At 70.3% G+C, this 22,957-nt stretch carries 21 protein-coding genes, 1 tRNA gene and 1 pseudogene; 18 read left to right on the forward strand and 5 right to left on the reverse strand.

The window, feature by feature from the left end; genetic code table 11:
• Position 1 precedes the first annotated feature (1 nt).
• The 4 genes from WHN02_RS08320 to WHN02_RS08335 all read left to right on the forward strand — a co-directional run bounded on the left by WHN02_RS08320 (position 2) and on the right by WHN02_RS08335 (position 4,040).
• Positions 2-955, forward strand: coding sequence for a 4-(cytidine 5'-diphospho)-2-C-methyl-D-erythritol kinase (locus WHN02_RS08320; protein ID WP_434742809.1), 954 nt, complete (start codon positions 2-4; stop codon positions 953-955).
• Between the two features lie 75 nt (positions 956-1,030).
• Positions 1,031-2,845 (forward strand): ABC-F family ATP-binding cassette domain-containing protein, encoded by a 1,815-nt coding sequence (locus tag WHN02_RS08325; protein ID WP_434742810.1) that lies wholly within the window; start codon positions 1,031-1,033, stop codon positions 2,843-2,845.
• A 107-nt stretch (positions 2,846-2,952) separates the two neighbouring features.
• On the forward strand, positions 2,953-3,408 hold the full coding sequence (locus tag WHN02_RS08330; protein ID WP_434742811.1) for a DUF4383 domain-containing protein: 456 nt from the start codon (positions 2,953-2,955) through the stop codon (positions 3,406-3,408).
• Positions 3,409-3,569: 161 nt separating this feature from the next.
• Entirely contained in the window at positions 3,570-4,040 is a 471-nt protein-coding gene (locus WHN02_RS08335; protein ID WP_434742812.1) for a DUF4383 domain-containing protein, read from the forward strand.
• A 78-nt stretch (positions 4,041-4,118) separates the two neighbouring features.
• Here WHN02_RS08335 and WHN02_RS08340 read toward each other — a convergent pair whose 3' ends face one another.
• Together WHN02_RS08340 and WHN02_RS08345 are read right to left on the reverse strand one after the other, a co-directional pair.
• Positions 4,119-4,757: a TetR family transcriptional regulator gene (locus WHN02_RS08340; RefSeq protein ID WP_434743869.1), complete on the reverse strand. Its 639-nt coding sequence runs from the start codon at positions 4,755-4,757 to the stop codon at positions 4,119-4,121.
• 152 nt (positions 4,758-4,909) lie between these two features.
• Positions 4,910-5,905 carry an acyl-CoA desaturase gene (locus tag WHN02_RS08345; RefSeq protein WP_434742813.1) on the reverse strand — a complete coding sequence of 332 codons (996 nt, stop codon included), beginning with the start codon at positions 5,903-5,905 and terminating at the stop codon, positions 4,910-4,912.
• A 136-nt stretch (positions 5,906-6,041) separates the two neighbouring features.
• On the opposite strand from WHN02_RS08345, the gene WHN02_RS08350 reads away from it, so the two are divergent.
• The 10 genes and pseudogenes from WHN02_RS08350 to WHN02_RS08395 all read left to right on the forward strand — a co-directional run bounded on the left by WHN02_RS08350 (position 6,042) and on the right by WHN02_RS08395 (position 15,864).
• Complete coding sequence (locus WHN02_RS08350; RefSeq protein ID WP_434742814.1) at positions 6,042-6,893, forward strand: helix-turn-helix domain-containing protein; 852 nt, start codon at positions 6,042-6,044, stop codon at positions 6,891-6,893.
• Between the two features lie 44 nt (positions 6,894-6,937).
• Positions 6,938-7,008: transfer RNA gene (locus tag WHN02_RS08355), tRNA-Gln, on the forward strand.
• A 131-nt stretch (positions 7,009-7,139) separates the two neighbouring features.
• A pseudogene (glmU, locus tag WHN02_RS08360) lies at positions 7,140-8,651 on the forward strand (bifunctional UDP-N-acetylglucosamine diphosphorylase/glucosamine-1-phosphate N-acetyltransferase GlmU); the annotation flags it as partial.
• Positions 8,652-8,705: 54 nt separating this feature from the next.
• On the forward strand, positions 8,706-9,686 hold the full coding sequence (locus tag WHN02_RS08365; protein WP_434743870.1) for a ribose-phosphate diphosphokinase: 981 nt from the start codon (positions 8,706-8,708) through the stop codon (positions 9,684-9,686).
• A gap of 250 nt (positions 9,687-9,936) precedes the next feature.
• On the forward strand, positions 9,937-10,614 hold the full coding sequence (locus tag WHN02_RS08370) for a 50S ribosomal protein L25/general stress protein Ctc (RefSeq protein ID WP_434742815.1): 678 nt from the start codon (positions 9,937-9,939) through the stop codon (positions 10,612-10,614).
• Between the two features lie 111 nt (positions 10,615-10,725).
• Entirely contained in the window at positions 10,726-11,316 is a 591-nt protein-coding gene (gene pth, locus WHN02_RS08375; RefSeq protein ID WP_434742816.1) for an aminoacyl-tRNA hydrolase, read from the forward strand.
• A 121-nt stretch (positions 11,317-11,437) separates the two neighbouring features.
• The gene (locus WHN02_RS08380) at positions 11,438-12,259 is read left to right on the forward strand and encodes an inositol monophosphatase family protein (RefSeq protein WP_434743871.1); all 822 of its coding nucleotides are present in this window, start codon (positions 11,438-11,440) and stop codon (positions 12,257-12,259) included.
• Positions 12,260-12,329: 70 nt separating this feature from the next.
• Positions 12,330-13,241 (forward strand): sulfate adenylyltransferase subunit CysD, encoded by a 912-nt coding sequence (cysD, locus tag WHN02_RS08385; RefSeq protein WP_434742817.1) that lies wholly within the window; start codon positions 12,330-12,332, stop codon positions 13,239-13,241.
• 95 nt (positions 13,242-13,336) lie between these two features.
• Positions 13,337-14,581 carry a sulfate adenylyltransferase subunit 1 gene (locus WHN02_RS08390; RefSeq protein ID WP_434743872.1) on the forward strand — a complete coding sequence of 415 codons (1,245 nt, stop codon included), beginning with the start codon at positions 13,337-13,339 and terminating at the stop codon, positions 14,579-14,581.
• Between the two features lie 608 nt (positions 14,582-15,189).
• Positions 15,190-15,864, forward strand: a complete 675-nt coding sequence (locus tag WHN02_RS08395) for a transposase family protein (protein WP_434742818.1) — start codon at positions 15,190-15,192, stop codon at positions 15,862-15,864.
• Positions 15,865-15,871: 7 nt separating this feature from the next.
• On the opposite strand, the gene WHN02_RS08400 is transcribed toward WHN02_RS08395, so the two are convergent.
• The 3 genes from WHN02_RS08400 to galE form a co-directional block, all read right to left on the reverse strand.
• Positions 15,872-17,281 carry a hypothetical protein gene (locus WHN02_RS08400; RefSeq protein WP_434742819.1) on the reverse strand — a complete coding sequence of 470 codons (1,410 nt, stop codon included), beginning with the start codon at positions 17,279-17,281 and terminating at the stop codon, positions 15,872-15,874.
• Between the two features lie 142 nt (positions 17,282-17,423).
• Positions 17,424-18,608: a galactokinase gene (gene galK / locus WHN02_RS08405; protein ID WP_434742820.1), complete on the reverse strand. Its 1,185-nt coding sequence runs from the start codon at positions 18,606-18,608 to the stop codon at positions 17,424-17,426.
• Positions 18,605-19,534: a UDP-glucose 4-epimerase GalE gene (gene galE, locus WHN02_RS08410; protein WP_434743873.1), complete on the reverse strand. Its 930-nt coding sequence runs from the start codon at positions 19,532-19,534 to the stop codon at positions 18,605-18,607. Before galE ends, galK begins: the two co-directional genes overlap by 4 nt.
• Before the next feature lie 130 nt (positions 19,535-19,664).
• Between galE and trpS the strand changes: the two genes are divergently transcribed.
• From trpS to WHN02_RS08430, 4 genes are all read left to right on the forward strand, one after another.
• Positions 19,665-20,690: a tryptophan--tRNA ligase gene (gene trpS, locus WHN02_RS08415; RefSeq protein ID WP_434742821.1), complete on the forward strand. Its 1,026-nt coding sequence runs from the start codon at positions 19,665-19,667 to the stop codon at positions 20,688-20,690.
• A 51-nt stretch (positions 20,691-20,741) separates the two neighbouring features.
• Positions 20,742-21,293: a 2'-5' RNA ligase family protein gene (locus WHN02_RS08420; RefSeq protein WP_434742822.1), complete on the forward strand. Its 552-nt coding sequence runs from the start codon at positions 20,742-20,744 to the stop codon at positions 21,291-21,293.
• Between the two features lie 52 nt (positions 21,294-21,345).
• Positions 21,346-22,296, forward strand: a complete 951-nt coding sequence (locus WHN02_RS08425) for a YhjD/YihY/BrkB family envelope integrity protein (RefSeq protein ID WP_434742823.1) — start codon at positions 21,346-21,348, stop codon at positions 22,294-22,296.
• A 97-nt stretch (positions 22,297-22,393) separates the two neighbouring features.
• Positions 22,394-22,834, forward strand: a complete 441-nt coding sequence (locus WHN02_RS08430) for a hypothetical protein (RefSeq protein WP_434742824.1) — start codon at positions 22,394-22,396, stop codon at positions 22,832-22,834.
• Positions 22,835-22,957 lie beyond the last annotated feature (123 nt).

Here is a 22,957-nt window from a genome sequence, read left to right on the forward strand (position 1 = left end):
CGTGACCGAGCCCTGGCGCCCGGACGAGGACGGGCAGCGACGAGGAGCCAGCGGCCCGGTCCGGGTACGCGTCCCCGCCAAGGTCAACCTGCACCTCGGGGTGGGACCCCTGCGCCGTGACGGCTTCCACGAGCTGAACACCGTCTACCACGCCATCTCCATCTTCGACGAGCTGACCGCCCGCCGAGGCGACACCCTCAGCCTGACCATGGAGGGCGAGGGCACCGGCGAACTGGCCCTCGACGACACCAACCTGGTCCTGCGGGCCGCCCACGCCCTCGCCGGATACGCGGGCGTCATGCCGCACGCCCGACTCCACCTCCGCAAGCAGATCCCCCTCGCCGGAGGGCTCGCCGGAGGCAGCGCCGACGCCGCCGCCACCCTCGTCGCCTGCGACGCCCTCTGGGGCACCGGCCTCACCCGGGAGGAACTCGCCACGGTCGCCGCCGACCTCGGCTCCGACGTGCCGTTCCTGCTGCACGGCGGCACCGCCCTGGGCACCGGCCGAGGCGAGACCGTCAGCCCCGTCCTGGCCCGCCCCACCTCCTGGTACTGGGTCGTCGCCATCGCCGACGGGGGCCTGTCCACGCCCGAGGCGTACCGGGAGATCGACCGGCTCCGCGACAACGGCGCGGCCGGTCCGCCCCTGGGCAGCACCGACGCCCTCCTGGCGGCGCTGCGCCAACGCGACCCCCGGGTCCTCGCCGCCGCCCTCGGCAACGACCTCCAGGACGCCGCACTGGCGATGCGCCCCGCCCTCGCCGACACCCTCAAGGCCGGCCAGGCCGCCGGGGCGCTCGGCGGCCTCGTCTCCGGGTCCGGCCCCACCTGCGTCTTCCTCGCCGCCGACGCCGCCGACGCCGACCGGATCGCCGCCGAGATCGAAGCCGCCCAGGTCTGCCGCCAGGCCCGGGTCGCCTACGGGCCGGTCCACGGCGCGCGCATCCTCTACTGAGCCCTCCGCGTAGGCTTGGCCGAGGCGTCCCGTGCCGTCCGGCACCGGGATGCCTTGATCATGGGAGGTACGTGGGTGGCGAACATCGTCAACCTGGACCGGGTGTCAAAGGGGTACGGAGCGGCGGGTGCGCTGCTCACCGACGTGTCCCTCGGGCTCGACGACGCCGACCGGATCGGGGTCGTCGGGCTCAACGGCGCCGGCAAGTCGACGCTGCTGCGGCTGCTCACCCGGACCGAGGAACCCGACGACGGCCGGGTCACCCACCGCCGTGACCTGCGGGTGGCCTGGCTCCCGCAGAACCTGGCCCTGACCCCCGACGCCACCGTCCGCGACGTCGTGCTGGGCACCGCCTGGCTGGCCGAGGGGATGGGAGCCGAACACGAGTGGGCCGGTGACGCCGGGGTCCGCGCCATCCTCGACGGCCTCGGCATGCCCCACCTCGGCCTCGACCAGCCCGTCGGCCCGATGTCCGGCGGCGAACGCCGACGGGTCGCGCTCGCCGCGCTCCTGGTCCGCGACGCCGACCTGCTGATCCTCGACGAGCCCACCAACCACCTCGACGTCAGTGGGGTCGACTGGCTGGCCCGGTACCTCACCGGACGCAAGGGCGCCCTGGTGGTGGTCACCCACGACCGGTGGTTCCTGGACGAGGTCTGCACCACCACCTGGGAGGTCGCCGACCGGACCGTCCGCTCCTACGACGGCGGATTCGCCGCCTGGACCCTGGCCCGGATCGAACGGGAACGCGTCGCCGCCGCCACCGAGGCCCGCCGACAGAACCTGCTCCGCAAGGAGATCGCCTGGCTGCGGCGGGGACCGCCCGCCCGGACCTCCAAGCCGAAGTTCCGCATCGACGCGGCGAACGCGCTGATCGCCGACGTCCCACCGCCGCGCGACACCATGTCCCTGCAACGGCTCGCCACCGCCCGACTCGGCAAGCAGGTGTACGACCTCACCGACGTCACCCTGCACGCCGGGCCGAAGGAGATCCTCCACGACGTGACCTGGCAGGTCGGCCCCGGTGACCGGATCGCCGTCCTCGGCGCCAACGGGGCCGGCAAGACCACCCTGCTGCGGATGCTCGCCGGGATCACCCGACCCGACGGCGGCACCTTCGTCACCGGATCCACCGTCCGGCCCGCGTTCCTCTCCCAGGAACTCGCCGAACTCCCCGGTGAACTCCGGGTCCTCGAAGCGGTCGAGGAGGTCGCCCGCCGGGTCCAGCTCGGCGACCGGGAGATCTCCGCCGCCCAACTCGCCGAGACCTTCGGCTTCGACGACCGCCGCCTCTGGACCCCGGTCAGCGACCTCTCCGGTGGGGAACGCCGCCGGTTGCAGATGCTGCGCCTGCTCGCCGCGGAGCCGAACGTGCTCCTGTTCGACGAGCCCACCAACGACCTGGACACCGACACCCTCGCCGCCCTGGAGGACCTCCTCGACTCCTGGCCCGGCACCATCGTGGTGGCCAGCCACGACCGGTACCTCGTCGAACGGGTCACCGACGTGACGTACGGGATGTTCGGCGACGGTCGCCTGGTCCACCTCCCCGGTGGCATCGACGAGTACCTCGCCCGCGCCCCCGGGCGGGCCGCGTCCTCCGCCTCCGTCGGCAGCCCGGCACCGGGCGGCGGCACCACCGCCGCCCCCGTCGGGGCCGGGATGTCGGCCGCCGAGGCGCGGACCGCCAAGAAGGAACTCACCCGACTGGAACGGCAGATCGGCAAGCTGGACCAGAAGGAGACCACCCTCCTCGACCAGCTCGCCGCGAACGCCACCGACTATGCCAAGGTCGCCGAACTCGACGGCAAGCTCAAGGAGGTACGCGCCGAACGGGAACAGGTCGAGGAGACCTGGCTCACCCTCGCCGAGCAGGTCCCCGGCGACTGACCGGACACCGCCCGGCCGGTCGGCGGCCGGGCGTGTGCGGCGTCACACCTCGACATGCGGGACAATCGTCGTCGACCCCGCACCCGAACGGCGTTGGAGACTCAGAGATGGCCCACACCCCCGTCAACCACCCCGCGCAGCCGGTCTACCGGGCGATCGGCGGGATCACCGGTCTGTACTTCGTGGTCTTCGGCGTCGTCGGCGTGATCGCCACCGCCGGGAGCGAGCTGTTCGCCCGGGACGAGACCAAGGTCTTCGGCCAGGGCACGAACCTCGGGTTCTCCCTGTTCAGCATCCTCGTCGGGGCGGCCGTCCTGGCCGGCACCGTCCTCGGCCGCAACCGTGACGTGGTGATCAACGCCGTCGTCGCGTACGGCCTGATGGTGGTCGGCCTCGCCGGGCTGGCCTTCATCCGGACCGACGCGAACATCTTCAACTGGAGCGTCACCAGCAGCGTGGTCGTGATGACCCTGTCGATCGTCCTGCTGATGGTCAGCATGTACGGCAAGGTCGGCACCGACGAGGAGCGCGACGCCTGGCAGAAGGCCCGCCTGGTCCTCTGAACGCGGTCTCCGACCCGGCGGGGGCGGGACGGGTGGGCGACCACCCTTCCCGCCCCCGCTCGCGTTCCCCGGTACGCCGACACACCCCGATCGCCGGACAGCCGACCCCCACCTGGGCGACAATTCGGACGCACAGGTCAGCGGCGAGCGAAGGAGCGATCGTGGCGCACATCCCGGTGAACCACCCGGCGCGCACCCTCTACCGGATCTTCGCCGGCCTGGTCGGGGCCTACATCCTGCTGTTCGGCGTCGTCGGGATCGTGGTCACCTGGGGCGAACCGCTGTTCGCCCGCAACAGCACCTGGGTCCTCGGACTCCGTACCAACCTCGCGTTCGCCCTGGTCTCGGTGATCTTCGGAATCGTCCTGATCATCGGCGCGTCCCGCCGGGGCAACCTCGGCCACTACATGAACCTGACCGCCGGGGCGGTCTTCATGGTCACCGGGCTGGCGATGATGTCGGTGCTCCAGACCAGCGCCAACTTCCTCAACTTCTCCATGTCCACCGTCGTGGTCTCGCTGCTGTTCGGGCTGCTCCTGCTCGCCACCGGCCTCTACGACAAGATCGGTACGCCCGAACACGCCGAGGAGCAACGACAGCGCCGCAACCACCCCGTCGCCGAAGGCCACTGACCGACATCGGTCAGACCCGGACGGGGCGACCGGCCCGGTCCTGGTGACCCGGTCCTGGTGCACCGGCCGGCCCGGTGGTCAGGCCCGGTTGGTGATGAGGCCCGGGTCGGCCTCCAGGTGGGACAACCCGTTCCAGGCCATGTTGACGAGGTGCGCGGCCACCGTCTCCTTACGCGGCTCCCGCACCTCCAACCACCACCGGCCGGTCAACGCCACCATCCCGACGAGTGCCTGCGAGTACAGCTCGGCCAGCTTCGGGTCGTACCCCCGGCTCTTGAACTCGGCGCCGAGAATGTGCTCCACCTGGTGCGCGACGTCGTTCATCACGCTGCTGAAGTTCCCCGCCGCCGACATCAACGGCGACTCCCGGACCAACACCCGGAAGCCGCTGGTCTCCTCCTCGATGTACCCGAGCAGCGCCAACGCCGCCTGCTCCAGCAACTCCCGGGGATGACCCGCCGTCAGTGCCGTGGTGATCCGGTCCAGCAGCGCCCGGACCTCCCGGTCCACCACCACCGCGTAGAGCCCCTCCTTGCCGCCGAAGTGCTCGTACACCACCGGTTTGGAGACCTTGGCCCGCGCCGCCACCTCCTCTATCGAGGTGGCGTCGAAACCCCGCTCGGCGAAGAGCTGCCGTCCGGTGGCGATCAGTTGCTCCCGGCGCTGGGCAGCCGACATGCGTACCCGCGAGGGAGGTTTCGCCGCCCGCCGCCGCACCGCCGCCGAACCGCCCGGCTCCGACCCGCCCTCCGTACCGTGCCCGCCTCGCTCTGTCACCCGGCCATCCTGCCAGGTGTCGGCGCGCCGATCCGCCCCGTTCGACCCGCCGCTGCCGTTCAGCCCTGCGGTGCCCTTCGACTCGCTGCCGTTCAGCCCTGGGGCCCCGTTCGGACCCGATCGGACGCGGTCGGCTCCGGGTCCGTCCGGACTCGACGGGACGCGATCCGCTCCGGCTTCGGCCACCGGACGTCACGGGCCACACCGACCCGCTCGAAGAGCCAGATCACCCGCGCGGAGATGTCAATCTGTCCACGCAGGACACCGTGCCGGGCGCAGGTCGGATCGGAGTGGTGCAGGTTGTGCCAACTCTCCCCGAACGACAGGATCGCCAGCGGCCAGAAGTTCGCCGCCCGGTCGCCCTGCCGCAGCGCGAACGGCCGCTCGCCGTAGACGTGGCAGACCGAATTGATCGCCCAGGTCACGTGGTGCAGCAACCCGACCCGGACCAGCCCGGCCCAGAAGAACGCCGTCACCGCCCCCTGCCAGGACCAGGTCACCAGAGCCCCGGTCAGGGCCGGGCCGAGCAGCGAGACGGCCACCAGGACCGGGAAGAGCCGGTCCACCCGGCTGATGTCCCGGTCGGCGAGCAGGTCCGGTGCGAACCGCCGACGGTTGGACAACTCCCTGCCGAAGAACCAGCCCACGTGGGCGTGCAGCAGGCCCCGGGCCAGGCCCCCGGCGCTCGCCCCGAAACGCCAGGGTGAGTGCGGGTCGCCGTCGAGGTCGGAGAAGGCGTGGTGGCGTCGGTGGTCGGCCACCCACTGGATGATCTGCCCCTGGATCGCCAGCGACCCGGCGACCGCCAACGCCACCCGCAGCCACCGCCCCGCCTTGAACGAGGCGTGGGTGAAGTGTCTGTGGAAGCCGACTGTGACGCCGAGCCCGGTCACCACGTACCAGACCAGGGCGATGATCAGATCTGGCCAGCCCAGCCAGCCGCCCCAGGCCACCGGCACCGCCGCCAGGAGCGCGACGAACGGAGTCGTCACGAACACCCAGAGGACGACCAGGCTGCTCCGGGGCCGGGTCCCCTCGGTGATCGCGGTGGGGCCACCGGCCGACGGTTCCACGACGACTGTCGGCATGGGCACCTCACTGTCAGGAGGGAGGACGAGCAGTTGGTTACGCCTACGTCACCGTAACCGAGGAAGCTCAAGACCACTGCGAAGAGTCACCCTGCTGACGACGAGAACGTCGTACGGTTCTCCTAGTATGTCGACCATGGTCGATCCCGTCGCCGCAGAGGTCCGTCGACTCCGTACCGAGGAGCAGCTCTCCGTACGGGAGATCCGCGCCCGGACCGGCCTCGGCCGCAACCGGGTCCAGGAACTCCTGCGCGGGGTCCCCCAACCCGACTGGACCCGCCGCCCCAACGCCCGCGACGACCTCCGTGCCGAGGCGGAGGCGCTGCGCGCCGACGGATGCACGGTCCCGGAGATCGCGACCCGCCTGGGGGTCAGCAAGTCGACGGCCCACGCCTGGGTGGCCCACCTCCCGCTCGATCGGGACGAGGAGACCGAGCGAGCCAGGCGGAAAGCCCACTCCAAGGTCATGACCGATGCACAGTGGGGAGAGCATCGTCGGGTCAGGGACGAAGCGCGAGCCGCCACGATCGCGGCCGGTGCGGATGCCGTGGAGCAGCTGAATCACCGTGACCTCGTCCTCGTCGGGGCGGCGATCTACTGGGCCGAAGGGACGAAGGCCAAGCCGTGGCGGCCCAACGACTGCCGGGTTCGATTCGTCAACAGCGACCCGGGGCTCATCGACCTCTTCATTCGATTCGTCGAGGTGATGGGATTCTCCCGGGAGGCGCTGCGCTACCGGGTGAGCATCCACGAGACCGCCGATTCCGCTGCTGCAGTGCGGTGGTGGGCGGAGCGGGTGGGAGTGGCACCGGACGCCTTCCAGCCGACGACTCTGAAGCGGCACAAGCCGACCACCAACCGCCACAACCTCGGTGAGGGCTATCACGGCTGCCTCGTCGTGGAGGTGCCCAATTCCCGCGAGCTCTACTGGAAGATCGAGGGGACCATGAAGGGCTTGGCGGATGGCGTGGCGACAATGAAGCGCTAAGGTGTACGGGTCCGGTTGGCCAGTGCTCTGTCCGACCTCGACCTTCCCGGGTCGTCTAATGGCAGGACGTCAGGTTTTGGTCCTGATTGTAGGGGTTCGAGTCCTCTCCCGGGAGCTTCGGCTGATCGGTCGCCGTCGTCTGGTTAGAGTGGCGGCGAGACTGTCCGCCGTCCCGACGGGAGCCACGTCGTGCCCCAGCCCCAGTCCCGTACCGTCGTCGTGCTCGCCGCCGGTGAGGGCAAGCGGATGAAGTCGGCCCTGCCGAAGGTCCTGCACCCGCTGCTCGGCCGTACCCTCCTCGGGCACGTGCTCACCGCCGCCGCGCCGTTGACCGCCGACCGGACCGTCGTCGTGGTCGGGCACGAGGCCGACCAGGTCCGGGCCCACCTGACCGAGGTGGCCCCCACCGCCACGACGGTGCTCCAGGAGCAGCAGCTCGGCACCGGACACGCGGTCCGGATCGCCCTGGAGGCGATCCCGGACGACGCCGGCACCGTGGTCGTGATCAACGGGGACGTTCCGCTGCTCCGACCGGAGACCGTCGGCGCCCTGGTCGACGCGCACGAGGGAGCGGGTGCGGCCGCGACGGTCCTCGCCGCCGAGGTGCCCGACCCGACCGGCCTGGGCCGGATCCTGCGTGACGCCGCCGGGCGGCTGGAGCGGATCGTCGAGGAGCGGGACGCGACCGACGAACAGCGGGCGGTACGCGAGATCAACGCCGGCATCTACGCCTTCGACGCCGGGCACCTGCGGGTCGCGCTGAGCAAGATCTCCACCGACAACGACCAGGGCGAGGAGTACCTCACCGACGTGTTCGCCCTGCTCGGGTCGGCCGGTGAGCCGGTGGCGGTGCACGTCGCGGCCGACCACGTCGAGACGTTGGGCTGCAACGACCGGGTCGAGTTGGCGGCGCTGCGTCGGCTGCTGCGCGACCGGGTCAACGAGGCGTGGATGCGGACCGGGGTCAGCATCCTGGACCCGGACACCACCTGGATCGACGTCACCGTGGCGGTGGACCGGGACGCGGTGATCGACCAGAACACCCAGCTGCGTGGGGGCAGCGTGGTCGGAGCCGGTGCCGTGGTCGGGCCGGACGTCACCCTGATCGACACGGTGGTCGGGGCGGGGGCCACGGTGCTGCGCAGCCACGCCGTGCAGGCCGAGGTGGGGCCGGGTGCCACCGTCGGCCCGTACGCCTACCTGCGGCCGGCGGCGCGGCTGGCCGAGCGGGCGAAGGTCGGGACCTTCGTCGAGGTGAAGAACTCCGAGGTCGGCCCGGGTGCCAAGGTGCCGCACCTGTCGTACGTGGGTGACGCCACGATCGGGGCGAAGGCGAACATCGGGGCGGCGACGATCTTCGTCAACTACGACGGTCAGGCCAAGCACCGGACCACGGTCGGGGAGGCCGCCTTCGTCGGCTGCGACACCACGCTGATCGCCCCGGTCGAGGTGGGTCCCGGGGCGTACGTGGCGGCGGGCAGCTCGATCACCCAGGACGTGCCGGCGGGCGCGTTGGGGGTGACCAGGGCCCCGCAGCGCAGCATCGAGGGGTGGGTGGCCCGACGGCGGCCCGGTACCGCCTCGGCGGCGGCTGCGGAGCGGGCGGGGCAGGAGGCCGCCGGTGGGGCGGCCGGGACCCCAGGGGACGCGGCGGAGGGTGCGTCGGGGGCGGCCCGCTAGGCAAGCGAAGGTGAGCGAATGCACGGGAGCACCCAGCCGGTGGGTCCGGCGTCAGACGGGGTAGATACTGCAACCGCAAAAAGTCTCCGGCCACCACCGCCGGGTACGCCGACCAACGGGAGCAGACCGGCCATGGGCAGCATCGTCGCCGAAAACCGCAAGAGCCTGATGCTCTTCTCCGGACGTGGTTTTCCGGAGTTGGCCAACGAGATCGGTGAGGTGCTCGGCGTCGCGCCGACACCGACCGACGCGTACGAATTCGCCAACGGCGAGATCTTCGTCCGTTTCAAGGAGTCGGTTCGTGGTTCGGACGCCTTCGTGGTGCAGTCCGTCACCCACGGGGTCAACACCTGGGTCATGGAGACCCTGATCATGGTCGACGCGTTGAAGCGTGGGTCGGCCAAGCGCATCACAGTGGTCCTGCCGTTCTACCCGTACTCCCGGCAGGACAAGAAGCACCGGGGGCGGGAGCCGATCTCGGCTCGACTCGTCGCCGACCTGCTCAAGAGCGCCGGGGCGAACCGGATCCTCACCGTGGACCTGCACACCGCGCAGATCCAGGGGTTCTTCGACGGCCCGGTGGACCACCTCTTCGCGATGGACATCCTGGCCGACTACGTGCAGCGCCGGTACGTCGGCAGGCCGATGACCGTGGTGGCCCCGGACTCGGGTCGGGTCCGGGTGGCCGAGCGGTGGACCGACCGGCTGGGCGGGTGCCCGTTGGCCTTCATCCACAAGACGCGGGATCCGCTCAAGCCCAACCAGGTGGTGGCGAACCGGGTGGTCGGGGAGGTCGAGGGTCGGGTCTGCCTGATCGTCGACGACATGATCGACACGGGTGGCACGATCTGCAAGGCGGCGGACATCCTGAAGGAGGCCGGTGCGGCGGACGTGATCGTCGCGTCCACCCACGCCCTGCTCTCCGACCCGGCCACCGAGCGGTTGAAGAACAGCCCGATCAGCGAGGTGGTGGTGACCAACACGCTGCCGCTGCCGCCCGAGAAGCAGCTCGACAAGCTGACGGTCCTGTCGATAGCGCCACTGTTGGCCCGGGCGATCCGCGAGGTGTTCGACGACGGGTCGGTGACCACCCTCTTCGGTGGGCTGAGCTAGCGGTCGAGCGACGCCACGACGGTCCCCGGCACGCGCTGACCGGGGACCGCCGTCAGGCGCGTCACGGCCTCGGGTAGACTACTGCGGTTGCCACGGCGAGGGTGCCCGGCGGGCCGCAGATGGCCGCACGGAGGCGCCGTCATCGACGCGGTGCTCCGGGCAGTCGATCATGACACTGAGCCCCTGCGAGCCCCTCGCCCAGCACCGCCAGTCGACAAACCGCCGCAGCGAAAGCATCAGGAGTCTCCCCGTGTCCGAGGTAAAGATCAGCGCCGAGCCCCGTACCGAGTTCGGCAAGGGTGGTGCCCGTCGTACCCGCCGGGCCGGCAAGGTGCCTGCCGTGCTGTACGGCCACGGCGAGAAGCCCAAGCACATCGCGCTGCCGGCGCTGGAGTTCGCCGCCGCGATCCGTAAGGGCGGCGCCAACCAGCTCTTCGCGATCGAGGTCAGCGACGGCACCCAGGTGCTGGCGCTGCCGAAGGCGATCCAGCGTGACCCGATCAAGGACACCTTCGAGCACATCGACCTGCTGCTGGTGCGGCGGGGCGAGAAGGTCACCGTCGACGTGCCGGTCCAGCTCACCGGCGACGCGGCCAAGGACACCCTGATCGTGCACGACCACGACACCCTGTCGGTGAACGCCGACGCCACCAAGGTGCCGGACCACCTGGAGGTCTCCATCGAGGGCGCCGAGGCCGGCACCCAGGTGACCGCCGGCGACGTCGAGCTGCCCAAGGGCGTCGAGCTGGCCGTCGAGGCCGACACGCTGGTCGCCTCGATCACCGCCGCTCCGACCGCCGAGCAGCTGGAGGCGACCCTCCCGGAGGCCGAGGAGGCCGCCGAGGAGGAGACCGCAGCCGAGGGCGAGCAGGCGGCCGAGACCGCCGAGGGCGAGCAGGCCCCGGCCGAGGCGCGCGCCGAGGCCTGAGCGGACCACAGCATCCTGTGACAGGCGCTCCCGGCGTACCGGGGGCGCCTGTCGGCGTACCGGATGGGTGGCGGGACCGGTCGGCGGTGGCGACGAGGGGAAGGGGCGCTGGTGGCTGAGGAGTCGGGGCCGTGGCTGGTGGTCGGACTGGGAAACCCGGGTCGGGAGTACGCCGGTAACCGGCACAACGTCGGGTTCATGGTGGCGGACCTGGTGGCTGCCCGGGTCGGTGGGAAGCTCGGTCGACACCGGCGGGCGATGGCCGAGGTCGGGGAGGGGCGGCTGGGGTTCGGCGGCCCGAAGCTCGTGGTGGCCAAGCCCCTGACCTTCATGAACCTCTCGGGTGGGCCGGTGGCGGCCCTGGCGCAGTTCTTCAAGGTGTCGCCGGGGCAGATCATCGCGGTCCATGACGAGTTGGACATCGACTACGGGCAGGTACGCGTCAAGTGCGGCGGGGGCGAGGGCGGACACAACGGTCTGCGCTCGATGTCGAAGTCGCTCGGCACGAAGGACTACGTACGGGTGCGGTTCGGGGTGGGTCGTCCGCCGGGGCGACAGGACCCTGCCGACTACGTCCTGTCGGACTTCTCGTCCGCCGAGCGCAAGGAGTTGGAGTTCCTGGTGGACCGGGCGGCGGACGTCGTCGAGTCGGTCGTCACGCGGGGTGTCGAGCCGACTCAGAACGAGTATCACGGCCGCTGAGCGGGGGCGGGGCAGCTCCACAGCGGGACGCGGGGGCGGTATTCTGCGCCTTTTGACGGTTTCGTGTCACGGCGTGAGGTTGTGGCCGGGTCGACGGGAGCACGTGGTGGGCAGTCCTCCGATGATCGACGGGGCGTTCGCCCGGTGGTTGGCGGCGCAGGCCGGGCAGGCGTTGACGGCGCTCCGTGTCGAGCTGGGGTTCGCCGACGCCGGGGCGTTGAAGACGGCCGGTGACAAGGTGTCGCACGAGCTGATCCGGGCCGAACTGGCGAAGTGGCGGCCCGGGGACGCGGTGCTCTCCGAGGAGGACGCCGGTGCCCGGCTGACCTGGACGACGGAGGTGAACTCCGGTGGCGTGTCCCGGATGACCGCCGACCGGGTGTGGATCATCGATCCGTTGGACGGGACGCGGGAGTTCTCCGAGGCGGGGCGGTCGGACTGGGCGGTGCACGTGGCGTTGTGGGCGCGTAACGCCTCGACCCCGCACGGTCTGGTGGCGGGTGCGGTGGGTCTGCCCGCCCAGCACCGGGTCCTGGGTACCGACTATCCGCCGGCGTACCCGCCGATGACCCTGGAGGCGGCGACCTCCGGTGGCGGGCGGACCATCCGGCTGGCGGTGAGTCGGAGTCGTCCGCCGGTGTTCCTGACCGATCTGGCCGAGGAGGTCGGGGCACAGTTGGTGCCGATGGGGTCGGCGGGGGCGAAGATCGCTGCGGTGGTGACGGGTGAGGTGGACGCCTACATCCACGCCGGGGGCCAGTACGAGTGGGACTCGGCCGCCCCGGTGGCTGTGGCGACGGCCACCGGGCTGCATGCTTCCCGGATCGACGGTTCTGCGCTGAGATACAACGAGACGGATCCTCGCCTGCCTGACCTGCTGGTCTGCCGCAAGGATCTGGCCAACCGGTTGCTTGCAGCGTTGCAGAGGCATTCCGTAGCCTGAGTCTTCTTCACCTGTCCGACCGGAAAGGTCTGGAATCCATGCGCGGCACCCCTCGAAGCGAGGTCGGGTCATGACCTCACCCTCGGCCTACCAGGTCTCTCACCTCGACGCCTTGGAGGCGGAGAGCATCTTCGTGATGCGGGAGGTGGTGGCGGAGATGCAGCGGCCGGTGTTGTTGTTCTCCGGTGGTAAGGACTCGATCGTGATGTTGCGGTTGGCGCAGAAGGCGTTCGCGCCGGGTTCGGTGCCGTTTCCGGTGATGCATGTGGATACCGGGCACAACTTCGTCGAGGTTCTGGAGTATCGGGACGCGCGGGTGGCGGGGTTGGGGTTGCATCTGGTGGTGGCGTCGGTGCCGGAGGCCCTGGTGTCGGGTCTGGTGCGGGAGTCGGCGGACGGGATGCGGAACCGGTTGCAGACGCCGGTGTTGTTGGAGGCGGTGGAGAAGCACCGGTTCGACGCGTTGTTCGGTGGGGCGCGGCGGGACGAGGAGAAGGCGCGGGCGAAGGAGCGGGTGTTCTCGTTCCGGGACGAGTTCGGGCAGTGGGATCCGAAGAACCAGCGGCCGGAGTTGTGGTCGTTGTACAACGGTCGGCATCATCCGGGTGAGTCGATCCGGGTGTTCCCGTTGTCGAACTGGACCGAGTTGGATGTGTGGCATTACATCGGTCGGGAGGAGATCCCGTTGCCGTCGATCTACTTCGCGCACGACCGTGAGGTCATCTCCCGGGACGGCATGTTGTACGGGGTGAACGAGTTCATCCGTCCGCGTGCCGGTGAGATCCCGTTCATCGAGCGGGTCCGGTACCGGACGGTCGGGGACGCGTCCTGCACGGCGGCGGTGCGGTCGGACGCGGCGGATGTGGCGGCGGTGATCGCGGAGGTCGCGGCGACGCGGATCACCGAGCGGGGTGCGACCCGTGGTGACGACCGGGTCAGCGAGGCCGCGATGGAGGACCGGAAGCGAGAGGGCTACTTCTGATGAGTGTGCACGTGGAGTCCTCCGGGACCGTAACGCCCGCCACGACGACCGGCACCGCCACGGCGGGCGGGGTCGAGACGGGGTCGGGGCGGCCGATGGATCTGTTGCGGTTCGCCACGGCCGGGAGTGTCGACGACGGGAAGTCGACGTTGATCGGCCGACTCCTGTATGACACCAAGAGCCTGTTCACCGACCAGTTGGAAGCGGTCGAGGCGGTCAGCGCGGCGCGGGGTGACGAGTACACCAACCTGGCCCTGCTCACGGACGGGTTGCGGGCGGAGCGGGAACAGGGCATCACCATCGACGTCGCCTACCGCTACTTCGCGACGCCTCGGCGGAAGTTCATCATCGCCGACACCCCCGGGCACATCCAGTACACCCGCAACATGGTCACCGGCGCCTCGACGGCGGATCTGGCGTTGATCCTGGTCGACGCCCGTAAGGGCCTGGTCGAGCAGTCCCGCCGGCACGCGTTCCTGTGCTCCCTGCTGCGGGTGCCGCACCTGGTGCTGTGCGTCAACAAGATGGACCTGGTCGACTACGACCAGCAGGTGTTCGAGCAGATCGCCGACGAGTTCACCGCGTTCGCCGCGAAACTCGACATCACCGACCTGACCATCATCCCCGTCTCCGCGCTCGCCGGAGACAACATCGCCACCCGGTCGGCCCACATGCCCTGGTACGAAGGCCCCGCCCTGCTCCACCACCTCGAACACGTCCACATCGCCTCCGACCGCAACCTCGTCGACGTCCGCTTCCCCGTCCAGTACGTCATCCGCCCCCAGTCCACCACCGTCACCGACTACCGCGGATACGCCGGACAGGTCGCCTCCGGCATCCTCAAACCCGGCGACGAGGTCATGGTCCTCCCCTCCGGGTTCACCTCCACCATCAGCGCGGTCGAGACCGCCGACGGACCCGTCGAAGAGGCGTACCCACCCATGTCGGTGACCGTCCGCCTCACCGACGAGATCGACATCTCCCGAGGCGACCTCATCTGCCGCCCCAACAACGCCCCCACCCCCACCCAGGACATCGACGCGATGCTCTGCTGGATGGACGAAACCCAACCCCTGCGCGTCGGCGGCAAATACACCATCAAACACACCACCCGCACCGCCCGCACCATCATCCGGGCGTTGAACTACCGCCTCGACATCAACACCCTCCACCGCGACGACACCGCCACCGACCTCACCCTCAACGACATCGGCCGCGTCCGCCTCCGCACCACCATCCCCCTCCTCGCCGACGAATACCGCCGCAACCGCACCACCGGCGGGTTCATCATCATCGACGAAACCACCAACCGCACCGTCGCCGCCGGAATGATCGTCTAAAGGGCAGGGCCGGCCTCCTTTCAACGCCTACCGTCGACAGGCCCTCCCCGCTCACCGGACACCCGAGAGGGGAGGGGAAGTGGAGCCGGTTCGGGGATGACTGCGCGAGGGCTGCGACGGGGCGACATCCTGCGTACGCCGGTCGAGCTGGACATCGGCCGACGGTGACCCGAGCCGGGCGGCCGTGGCGGCACGAGCAACCCACGGATCGAAGACGAGGGTGGCGTTCTCGGCCCCTCGACGCCCCGGGGCACTCAAGCTCCCCCAGGCTATGTCGTGTTGGCTCTCGAATGCTCTGTAGTGAGGTGATCTCAGCAACGCAAAGGGTTTGATTGGTGCGACACGGGCGAAGGACGCGAGTCGGGCGGCAGTGGAAACAGGCGTGGAGCCATCGATAGACATGTCCTTGCGACAGATCCACGTCTTCGAGAGGGCTCCACGTGATTGCCTATCGTGCCATGGTCGACGTCCCGAGGGAACTCGTGCAGCACCTCGCGCATCTGTTGTACGCACAGCGACGGGCCTGCGGTACCCGCCGTGGCACCCGGGCGTTGACCTGCTTCTACCAGGCCTTGATGGTGCTCGTCTGGTTCCGCAAGGCCGAGGACATGGCCCTGCTCGCCGCCGGCTTCGGCATCTCCAGGGCGACCGCCTACCGCTACCGCGACGAGGGCGTCGCCGTGCTCGCCGCCCAGGCCGGCGACCTGCATGCCGCTCTGCGTCGGGCCGCGGCCGACGACTGGTCGCATGTGATCCTCGACGGCAAGCTGTTCGACTGCGACCGGCTCACCGAGACGACCCTGTCGGTCAAGGGCGAGGTGATCGATGCCTGGTTCTCCGGAAAGCACCGCGACTTCGGCGCGAACGTCCAAGCGATCATTCGACCCGACGGGCTGCCGATCTGGACATCGGCGGCGCTGCCCGGGCATCTACACGACACCAGTTGCGCTCGCGAACTCGGGATCACCGCTGCCCTGAACTGGTCCGCCGCCGAACTCGACCTACCGACCCTGGCCGACTCCGGCTACGAAAGCGCAGGTCACGGCATCATGACCCCGGTCAAGCAACCCGCCGACGGCCGCCGACTCGCACCTGACAACCGCGCCTACAACCGACTGCTACGCGGTCTACGTTGGCAAGGAGAACGAGGATTCGCGATCCTGATCGGACGCTGGAAGACGCTACGCCACACGACCGTCAGCCCACGCCGAATCGGCGACATCGTTACCGCAGCCCTGCACCTGACCCACTTCGAGTACAAATACCTACCGCAAAGTCGCTGAGATCACTTCAGTGCCCTGTCTTGACCCAGCTCATGGTCATGTCGACGCCGTTCCTGGCGAGCCACTGGCGTACGACTTCCACCGTGATCTCGCGTAGCGCTCCGTCCCGGGTCCCCGGATCACCGAATCGCGCCGACCAATGATCGTACTCAGTCGTATTGGCGGTGCTCGAACTGTTTGGTTTCAGGTGTGCGAGAAGGTCGTCATGTCTAGCCCTCGCCTGAGCCTCGGGATGCGGATCCGGCAGGTACACGAGGTTCATGTCTGCCTTCCTTCCGGCCAACGAGAACGCCAGGCACTCCGGGCGGTACCTCATCTCCTTCTCGTACTCCCGAAGATGCTTATTGTGGATGTGTGAGGGCTGTATCTCGATTCCCTGTCGACGCTTGAATTCCATGATGTCCCTGATCTTCGTCACTCTCGACGGGGCCGGGAAACCTTCGCCCTGCGAACGGGAGGCGGTGGCAGGCTCGCGCCCCGCTGCCGATACCGGCACGGGCGCCGGCACTGGCACCGGGGCGGGTGAGGGCTCGCGTGCCAGAGCAGGGGCGGGTGAGGGTGAGGGCGCAGACTCACGTACCAGGGCAGATCGGCGGGGACGCGCAGACTTGGGTGCCGACGCCGGTGCCGGGAGGGGTGCGGGGGTGGGCGGGACGACTTCGAGTTTCGCGTCGATACTGCGTCCCTTCCTCGGCATTCGGAGACTGCCTTTTCTGAGCTTCTCGTGGACCTCCAAGGCCCGGATGTGCTGCGCCCTTATCTGATTGGTGCTGATCTTCATCCCCTGACGGCTCGCGAGTTGCACCACCTCCTCCAGGTAGTAGTCGCACTGTGGCTCGCCGAGTTCCCCGGCTTTCTCCGCCTGGGGCGACGCGGGGCGGCCGGTTCCGGTGCTCGGACCGCCTGACGACGTCGTTGCCGACGGTCCCGCCGTTCTTCCTCGCGGTCGTGGCGACCTCAGTCGGGCGACGGTGGTGACGGCGGCCGGGGAGGGGCGTCTGGAAACCGGCGGGGCGGGCGACGGTGCACCGGTGGTGTCGGGTCCGAGTGGGGATGCGGGGCCACTGCGGTCGCCGACACCGCCGAAATCGATGTCACCGAAGTCGAAACCACTGAAATCGACGTCACCGGGGCCGCCCCCGGTGTCGAAGTCGATGCCGCTCCAGTCCATCGGGTCGCCCGAAGGGTCGGGGTCGTGGCCGGCGGGTGCGGCGTGCTCGTACGACATCGGGTCGCCGGGGTCGGAGTCGGAGTCGATGTCGTCCTGGTCGGTGTCCATGGCGGTGTCGCCGTCGTGCAGGAAGGTGGGGGTCGCCGGATTCAGAGGGGGCGTCGCGAGGTCGGCCTGGTCCGGATCCCAGTCCCCGTACGGATCGGGCGGCTGGTAGGGGTCGTGGCTCGAATGGGGGTCGACCATCTGAGGGGGCCTCCTTCCGCCTTCTTCGGTGAGCCGGCTGGGGTTCGGTCGGCTCTACCTACGGCGGTGTCCGCCTCCGGGTTCGACCCGAACCTCGGGCAGGCCGTCCGCTAGATCGGAAGCGTTGACAAGGGGCACTTCCTCACAGACGGGTGGCACCGGGGGAGGGGAGGGCCGTGAAGTGGGTGGGGGCGGTGAAGCCCCGGTCGGCGTACGCGTCGGTGACGGCGGCGGCGACCGTCTCGGTGCGGTCGGCGTCGACCAGGGCGAGGACGCACCCGCCGAAGCCACCGCCGGTCATCCGGGCCCCCAGGGCACCGGCGGTCAGGGCCGCCTCGACGGCCGTGTCGATCTCGGGGACGGTGATCTCGAAGTCGTCCCGCATCGAGGCGTGCGAGGCGGTGAGCAGGGGGCCGATCTCCCGGATCCGGCCGGCCCGGAGCAGGTCGACGGTGTCCAGGACCCGCTGGTTCTCGGTCACCACGTGCCGGACCCGGCTGCGGGTCTCGTCGTCGGGCAGCCGGTTCAGGGCACCGGGCAGGTCGACCACCCGCACCTCCCGCAGGGCGGGTACCCCCAGTAGGTCGGCGGCCCGGTCGCAGGTGGCGCGGCGGGCGGCGTACTCCCCGTCGGCGTGGCGGTGCGGGGCTCGGCTGTCCACCACCAGGATCGCCAGTCCGGCGGCGGCCAGGTCGAACGGGATGTGGTCGACGGCCTCGGTGCGGCAGTCGAGGAACAGTGCGTGTCCGGCGCGGCAGCGGATCGCCGCCGACTGGTCCATGATCCCGGTGGGGGCGCCGACGTACGCGTTCTCGGCCCGCTGGGCCAGCCGGGGCCGGTCCTCGTCGGGCAGGTGCACCCCGCCGAGGTCGACGAGGGCGGCCAGGACCGCCGCCTCCAGGGCGGCCGAGGAGGAGAGCCCGGCACCGAGGGGGACGTCCGAGGCGATGTACAGGTGCGCTCCGGGGACGGGATGTCCGGCCTCCAGCAGCCCCCAGACGACCCCGGCGACGTAGGCGGCCCAGCCGGTGACCCGGCCCGGCCCGGTCACCTCGTCGACGCCGAAGGTGACCTCCTCGTCGGTCAGCTCCGACCGGACCGTCCAGGTCCGCCCGTCCTGCGGTGCGGCGGCGACCACGGTACGCAGAGGCAGGGCGAAGGGGAGGACGTACCCGTCGTTGTAGTCGGTGTGCTCGCCGATCAGGTTGACCCGGCCGGGCGCCGCCCACCTGCCGGTGGGTCGTCTGCCGAACGCGGATTCGAAGGCTGCCCCGGCGCGGTGGGCGACGTCCCCGGCGGCGGGACGGGGGTCCGGCGTGCCGGTCACGGCCGGGCCAGCCGGTGTGCCTGGTAGAAGGCCCAGGCGTCGGCGACCATGTCGTGCAGTGTGGGTTTGCGGGGGACCCAGCCCAGTTCGGCGCGGGCCAGCGCGGAGGAGGCGACCAACTCGGCCGGGTCGCCGTCGCGCCGGGGGGCGACCTCCACCGGCACCGGCCGCCCGGTGACCTCCCGGACCACGTCGGCCACCTGCCTGTTGCTGAACCCGTTGCCGTTGCCGAGGTTGTAGATCCGGTGCTGCCCGCCGGTCGCCGCGTCGAGGGCGAGCAGGTGGGCGCGGGCCAGGTCGGCGACGTGGATGTAGTCGCGGACGCAGGTGCCGTCGGGGGTGGGGTAGTCGTCGCCGAAGAGTTGGAGCTTCTCCCGCACCCCGGCGGCCACCTCCAGGGCGATCGGGATGAGGTGGCTCTCCGGGTCGTGCCGCTCGCCGAGGGCCACGTCGCCGTCGAGGTGGGCACCGGCGACGTTGAAGTAGCGCAGCGAGACGGCGGCCAGCCCGTGCGCGACCGCCTCGGAGGTCAGCGCCATGTCGACGGCGAGCTTGGTGGCCCCGTACGTGTTGGTGGGGGCCTTGACCGCGGTCTCCGGGATGGGGACCTCGGTCGGGTCGCCGTAGACGGCGGCGGTGGAGGAGAAGATCAGCTTCGGTACCCGGGCGGCCCGCACCGCGTCGATCAGGGCGAGCGACCCGACGGTGTTGGTATGCCAGTACAGCTCCGGCCGGGTCATGGACTCCCCGGCGGCGATCAGCGCGGCGAAGTGCAGCACCGCGTCGAACCCCGCCTCCGGGGTGAGGACCCGGGCGACGTCGTGGAGGGACGCCTCGACGTGGACGGCCTCGGGGGCGATCGCGACCCGGTGGCCGGTCCGCAGGTCGTCGAGGACGACCACCTCGTGTCCGGCGTCGAGCAGCATCCGGGTGACCACGCTGCCGATGTAGCCGGCCCCTCCGGTGACGAGCAGTCTCACGTCGTTTCCTCCTGACTGGGTCGCCCCGCGCGGGGTACGTGCCGGTGCTCACCCTACGACTGACAGAATCGCTTGCATGTCCGACGCCGTCGCTCGTCCCCGCGTCCTGTCCGGCATCCAGCCGACCGCCGACTCGTTCCACCTCGGCAACTACCTGGGCGCGGTGCGGCACTGGGTGGCCCTTCAGGACACCCACGACGCGTTCTACTGCGTGGTCGACCTGCACGCGATCACCGCCGGGCACGACCCGAAGGTGTTGCACCAGCGGAGTCGGCGGGCCGCCGCCCAGCTGCTGGCCGTCGGCATCGACCCGGACCGGAGCACCCTGTTCGTCCAGTCCCAGGTGCCCGAGCACGCCCAGCTGGCCTGGATCCTCGGCTGCATCACCGGGTTCGGCGAGGCCAGCCGGATGACCCAGTTCAAGGACAAGTCGCAGAAGCAGGGCAGTGACCGGGCCACCGTCGGCCTCTTCACGTACCCGGTCCTGCAGGCCGCCGACATCCTGCTCTACCAGGCCGACGCGGTGCCGGTCGGCGAGGACCAGCGTCAGCACCTGGAGCTGAGCCGGGACCTGGCCCAGCGGTTCAACACCACCTTCGGGCGGACCTTCACCGTCCCGGCCGCGCACATCGTCAAGGACACCGGGAAGATCACCGATCTCCAGGATCCGACGGCGAAGATGTCGAAGTCCTCCTCGGCCCCCGGCGGCATCATCGACCTGCTGGAGGAGCCGAACCGGTCGGCCAAGAAGATCCGGTCGGCGGTCACCGACACCGGCCGTGAGATCGTCTTCGACGCACAGGCCAAGCCCGGCATCTCCAACCTGCTCACCATCTACTCCGCGCTCAGCGGCCGGGACATCGACGACCTGGTCGGGGCGTACGCCGGGAAGGGCTACGGGGACCTGAAGAAGGACCTGGGCCAGGTGGTGGCCGACTTCGTCAGGCCGATCCAGGAGCGGACGGCGGCGTACCTGGACGATCCGGCCCAGCTCGACGGTCTCCTCGCCGCCGGTGCGGAGAAGGCGCGTGCGGTCGCCGGTGAGACCCTGCGCGCCGCGTACGAACGGGTCGGGTTCTTCCCGCCGGCTCGGGGCGAGTGACCCGAGGCGGCGAACGTGGACGGGTCGGGTCACAGAGGGGTGGCGGTTGAGGTGGATCGTGGCGAGGGCTCGTCGCAGGCGGGTGGCACGATCCAGATCGGGATCGCTGTGGACATCCCGCAGCCGTGGGGACCGTTCCTGACCCGTCGGCGCGCCGAGGCCGGTGACCCGCAGGCCGCCGACATCCCGGCGCACGTGACACTGCTCGGGCCGACCGAGATCCCGGTGGCCGCGCTCCCGGCGGTCGAGGCGCACCTGGCCTCGGTCGCCGCCGCCCACCTGCCGTTCACTTTGCACCTGCGGGGGACCGGCACCTTCCGGCCGGTCACCCAGGTGGTGTTCGTGGCGGTCGCGGCGGGGATCAGCGAGTGCGAACTGCTCGCCGCCGCCATCGGGTCCGCCGCCGAGCTGCACCGGGAGGCCCGGTTTCCGTACCATCCGCACGTCACCGTGGCCCAGGACGTCGCACCGGAGGCCCTCGACCGGGCGTACGAGGACCTGGCCGACTTCTCGGCGATGTTCGAGGTGAACTCGTTCACCCTGTTCTCCCACAGCGGCCAGGCCAGGTGGCAACCGCGTCGGGACTTCCCGCTCGGCGGTTGAACAGTCGCCGCGTCCGAGACGGTTCGTCGACTCCATCGGCGAGGATGACACCGTGGACGTGATGGGGCGGCTCCAGGCCGGCATCGACCGTCGGCTCGACGGTGCCCGTCGGCGTTCGGCCGTCTTCGACCACGTCTGGCGGGCCGGGGAGTTGTACGCCGAGGCGCTCGGTGCCCGGCTGGCCGCCGCGATCGCGTACTACGGATTCTTCGCCGCGTTCGCGTTGGCGCTGGTGGGGTATTCCGTCTTCGGCGCGATCCTGGAGGACAACGACGACGTCAGCGCCGCCGCCGCCGACTTCCTCCGGGAGAACCTGCCGTTCCTCGACCCGGAGCAGATCGCCCAGAGCAGTGGCACCGTCGGGGTGGTGGGGCTGGTGATCCTGGTCTTCACCGGGATCGGCTGGATCGAGGCGATCCGTTCCTCGCAGCGTCTGCTGTACGGGCTCAACCAGCAGCCCGGCAACCTGGTGGTCCGGCGGCTGGTCGACCTGGGCGTGATGGTCGGCGTCTTCCTGCTGCTCGGCGTCTCGGTGGCCGCCGTCGACGCGTTGGAGTCGTTGCTGCGGTTCCTGCTGCGTAGCACCGGATCGATCGGCCTGACCACCGTCAGCGCCGTGCTGAGTGTGCTCGTCAACGCGGTGTTGGCCGCCGCGCTGCTGGTGGCCGTGCCCCGACTGCGGATGAGCCGGCGTCGGCTGCGTCCGGTGGTGCTCGTCGTCGCGATCGGCATCACGCTGCTCAACACGGTGGGCCGGTACTACGTGGTCCGGACGGAGCGCAATCCGGCGTACGCGGTGGTGGCCGGTGCCGTCGGGCTGCTGGTCTACCTGTACCTGCTCAACCAGTTGGTGCTCTTCGGGGCGGCGCTCGCCGCCACCAGTCGACACGGTCGGGTGGTCGACCTGGCGGAGGCTCCGGCTGCCCGGGACATCGACGTGGAGACCGATCCGGATGATCCGGATGCGGCGACCGTCGAGCGACGAAGATCCGACCCGGACTAAGTCGACCGCTTCGGATCGCTGAGTCGACCGCTTAAGATCACCTGGCAATTCGAGTGAACGGCACCGCGTCCTCATGTTCGCGGCCCATGATGAGCCGGTGGGCGCACTCGTGACGTTGGACCTGCCGGCGGACTCGCCGATGCTCGGCCTGCCCTGGATCATCACCTTCGGCCCGCTCGACGAGGCCGACGAGTGGGAGCCGGTGGTCTGCGGCCCGTACGAGCGCCCCCACGCGCTCGCCCTCGCCGAGGCGGTGGTCTCCGAGGAGCCCCTGATGGCGGTGGTCGAGCCGCTGTTGCCGGCGGTCTCCGCCGCCGAGATCCGCGACGAGATCACCGCCGCCCGTACCGCCGTCTGCGACACCACCGAGATCGACGAGATCGACCTGTACGGCGACTACGAGGAGACCGTCGACGAGGAACAGGACCGCCTCACCGAGGAGGAGCGGCACGCCCAGCCCCTCACCGAACCCACCGAGGACGAGCTGCGGGCCGGGTTCAACCGGATCGCCGGCATGCTCACCGGTAAGGGGATCTGACCGCGTACACCGGGGCTCCGGCCGGTACACGGGCTCTGGCCGCGTACACCGCTGGGCGACCGCGTAGACCCCTCGGCGGCGGCACCCGGACGATCCCGGGCACCGCCGCCGTTCACCCCCCAC

The sequence above is a fragment of the Micromonospora sp. SH-82 genome, assembly GCF_051132485.1.
In the GTDB taxonomy this organism is placed as follows: domain Bacteria; phylum Actinomycetota; class Actinomycetes; order Mycobacteriales; family Micromonosporaceae; genus Micromonospora.

Coding starts and splice junctions, on each gene's coding strand:
- WHN02_RS08330 (WP_434742811.1), top strand. CDS start 2,953: ATGGCCCACACCCCCGTCAACCACCCCGCGCAGCCGGTCTACCGGGCG.
- WHN02_RS08345 (WP_434742813.1), bottom strand. CDS start 5,905: ATGCCGACAGTCGTCGTGGAACCGTCGGCCGGTGGCCCCACCGCGATC.
- WHN02_RS08350 (WP_434742814.1), top strand. CDS start 6,042: ATGGTCGATCCCGTCGCCGCAGAGGTCCGTCGACTCCGTACCGAGGAG.
- WHN02_RS08365 (WP_434743870.1), top strand. CDS start 8,706: ATGGGCAGCATCGTCGCCGAAAACCGCAAGAGCCTGATGCTCTTCTCC.
- WHN02_RS08380 (WP_434743871.1), top strand. CDS start 11,438: ATGATCGACGGGGCGTTCGCCCGGTGGTTGGCGGCGCAGGCCGGGCAG.
- cysD (WP_434742817.1), top strand. CDS start 12,330: ATGACCTCACCCTCGGCCTACCAGGTCTCTCACCTCGACGCCTTGGAG.
- WHN02_RS08390 (WP_434743872.1), top strand. CDS start 13,337: ATGGATCTGTTGCGGTTCGCCACGGCCGGGAGTGTCGACGACGGGAAG.
- WHN02_RS08395 (WP_434742818.1), top strand. CDS start 15,190: ATGGCCCTGCTCGCCGCCGGCTTCGGCATCTCCAGGGCGACCGCCTAC.
- WHN02_RS08400 (WP_434742819.1), bottom strand. CDS start 17,281: ATGGTCGACCCCCATTCGAGCCACGACCCCTACCAGCCGCCCGATCCG.
- galE (WP_434743873.1), bottom strand. CDS start 19,534: ATGCTGCTCGACGCCGGACACGAGGTGGTCGTCCTCGACGACCTGCGG.
- trpS (WP_434742821.1), top strand. CDS start 19,665: ATGTCCGACGCCGTCGCTCGTCCCCGCGTCCTGTCCGGCATCCAGCCG.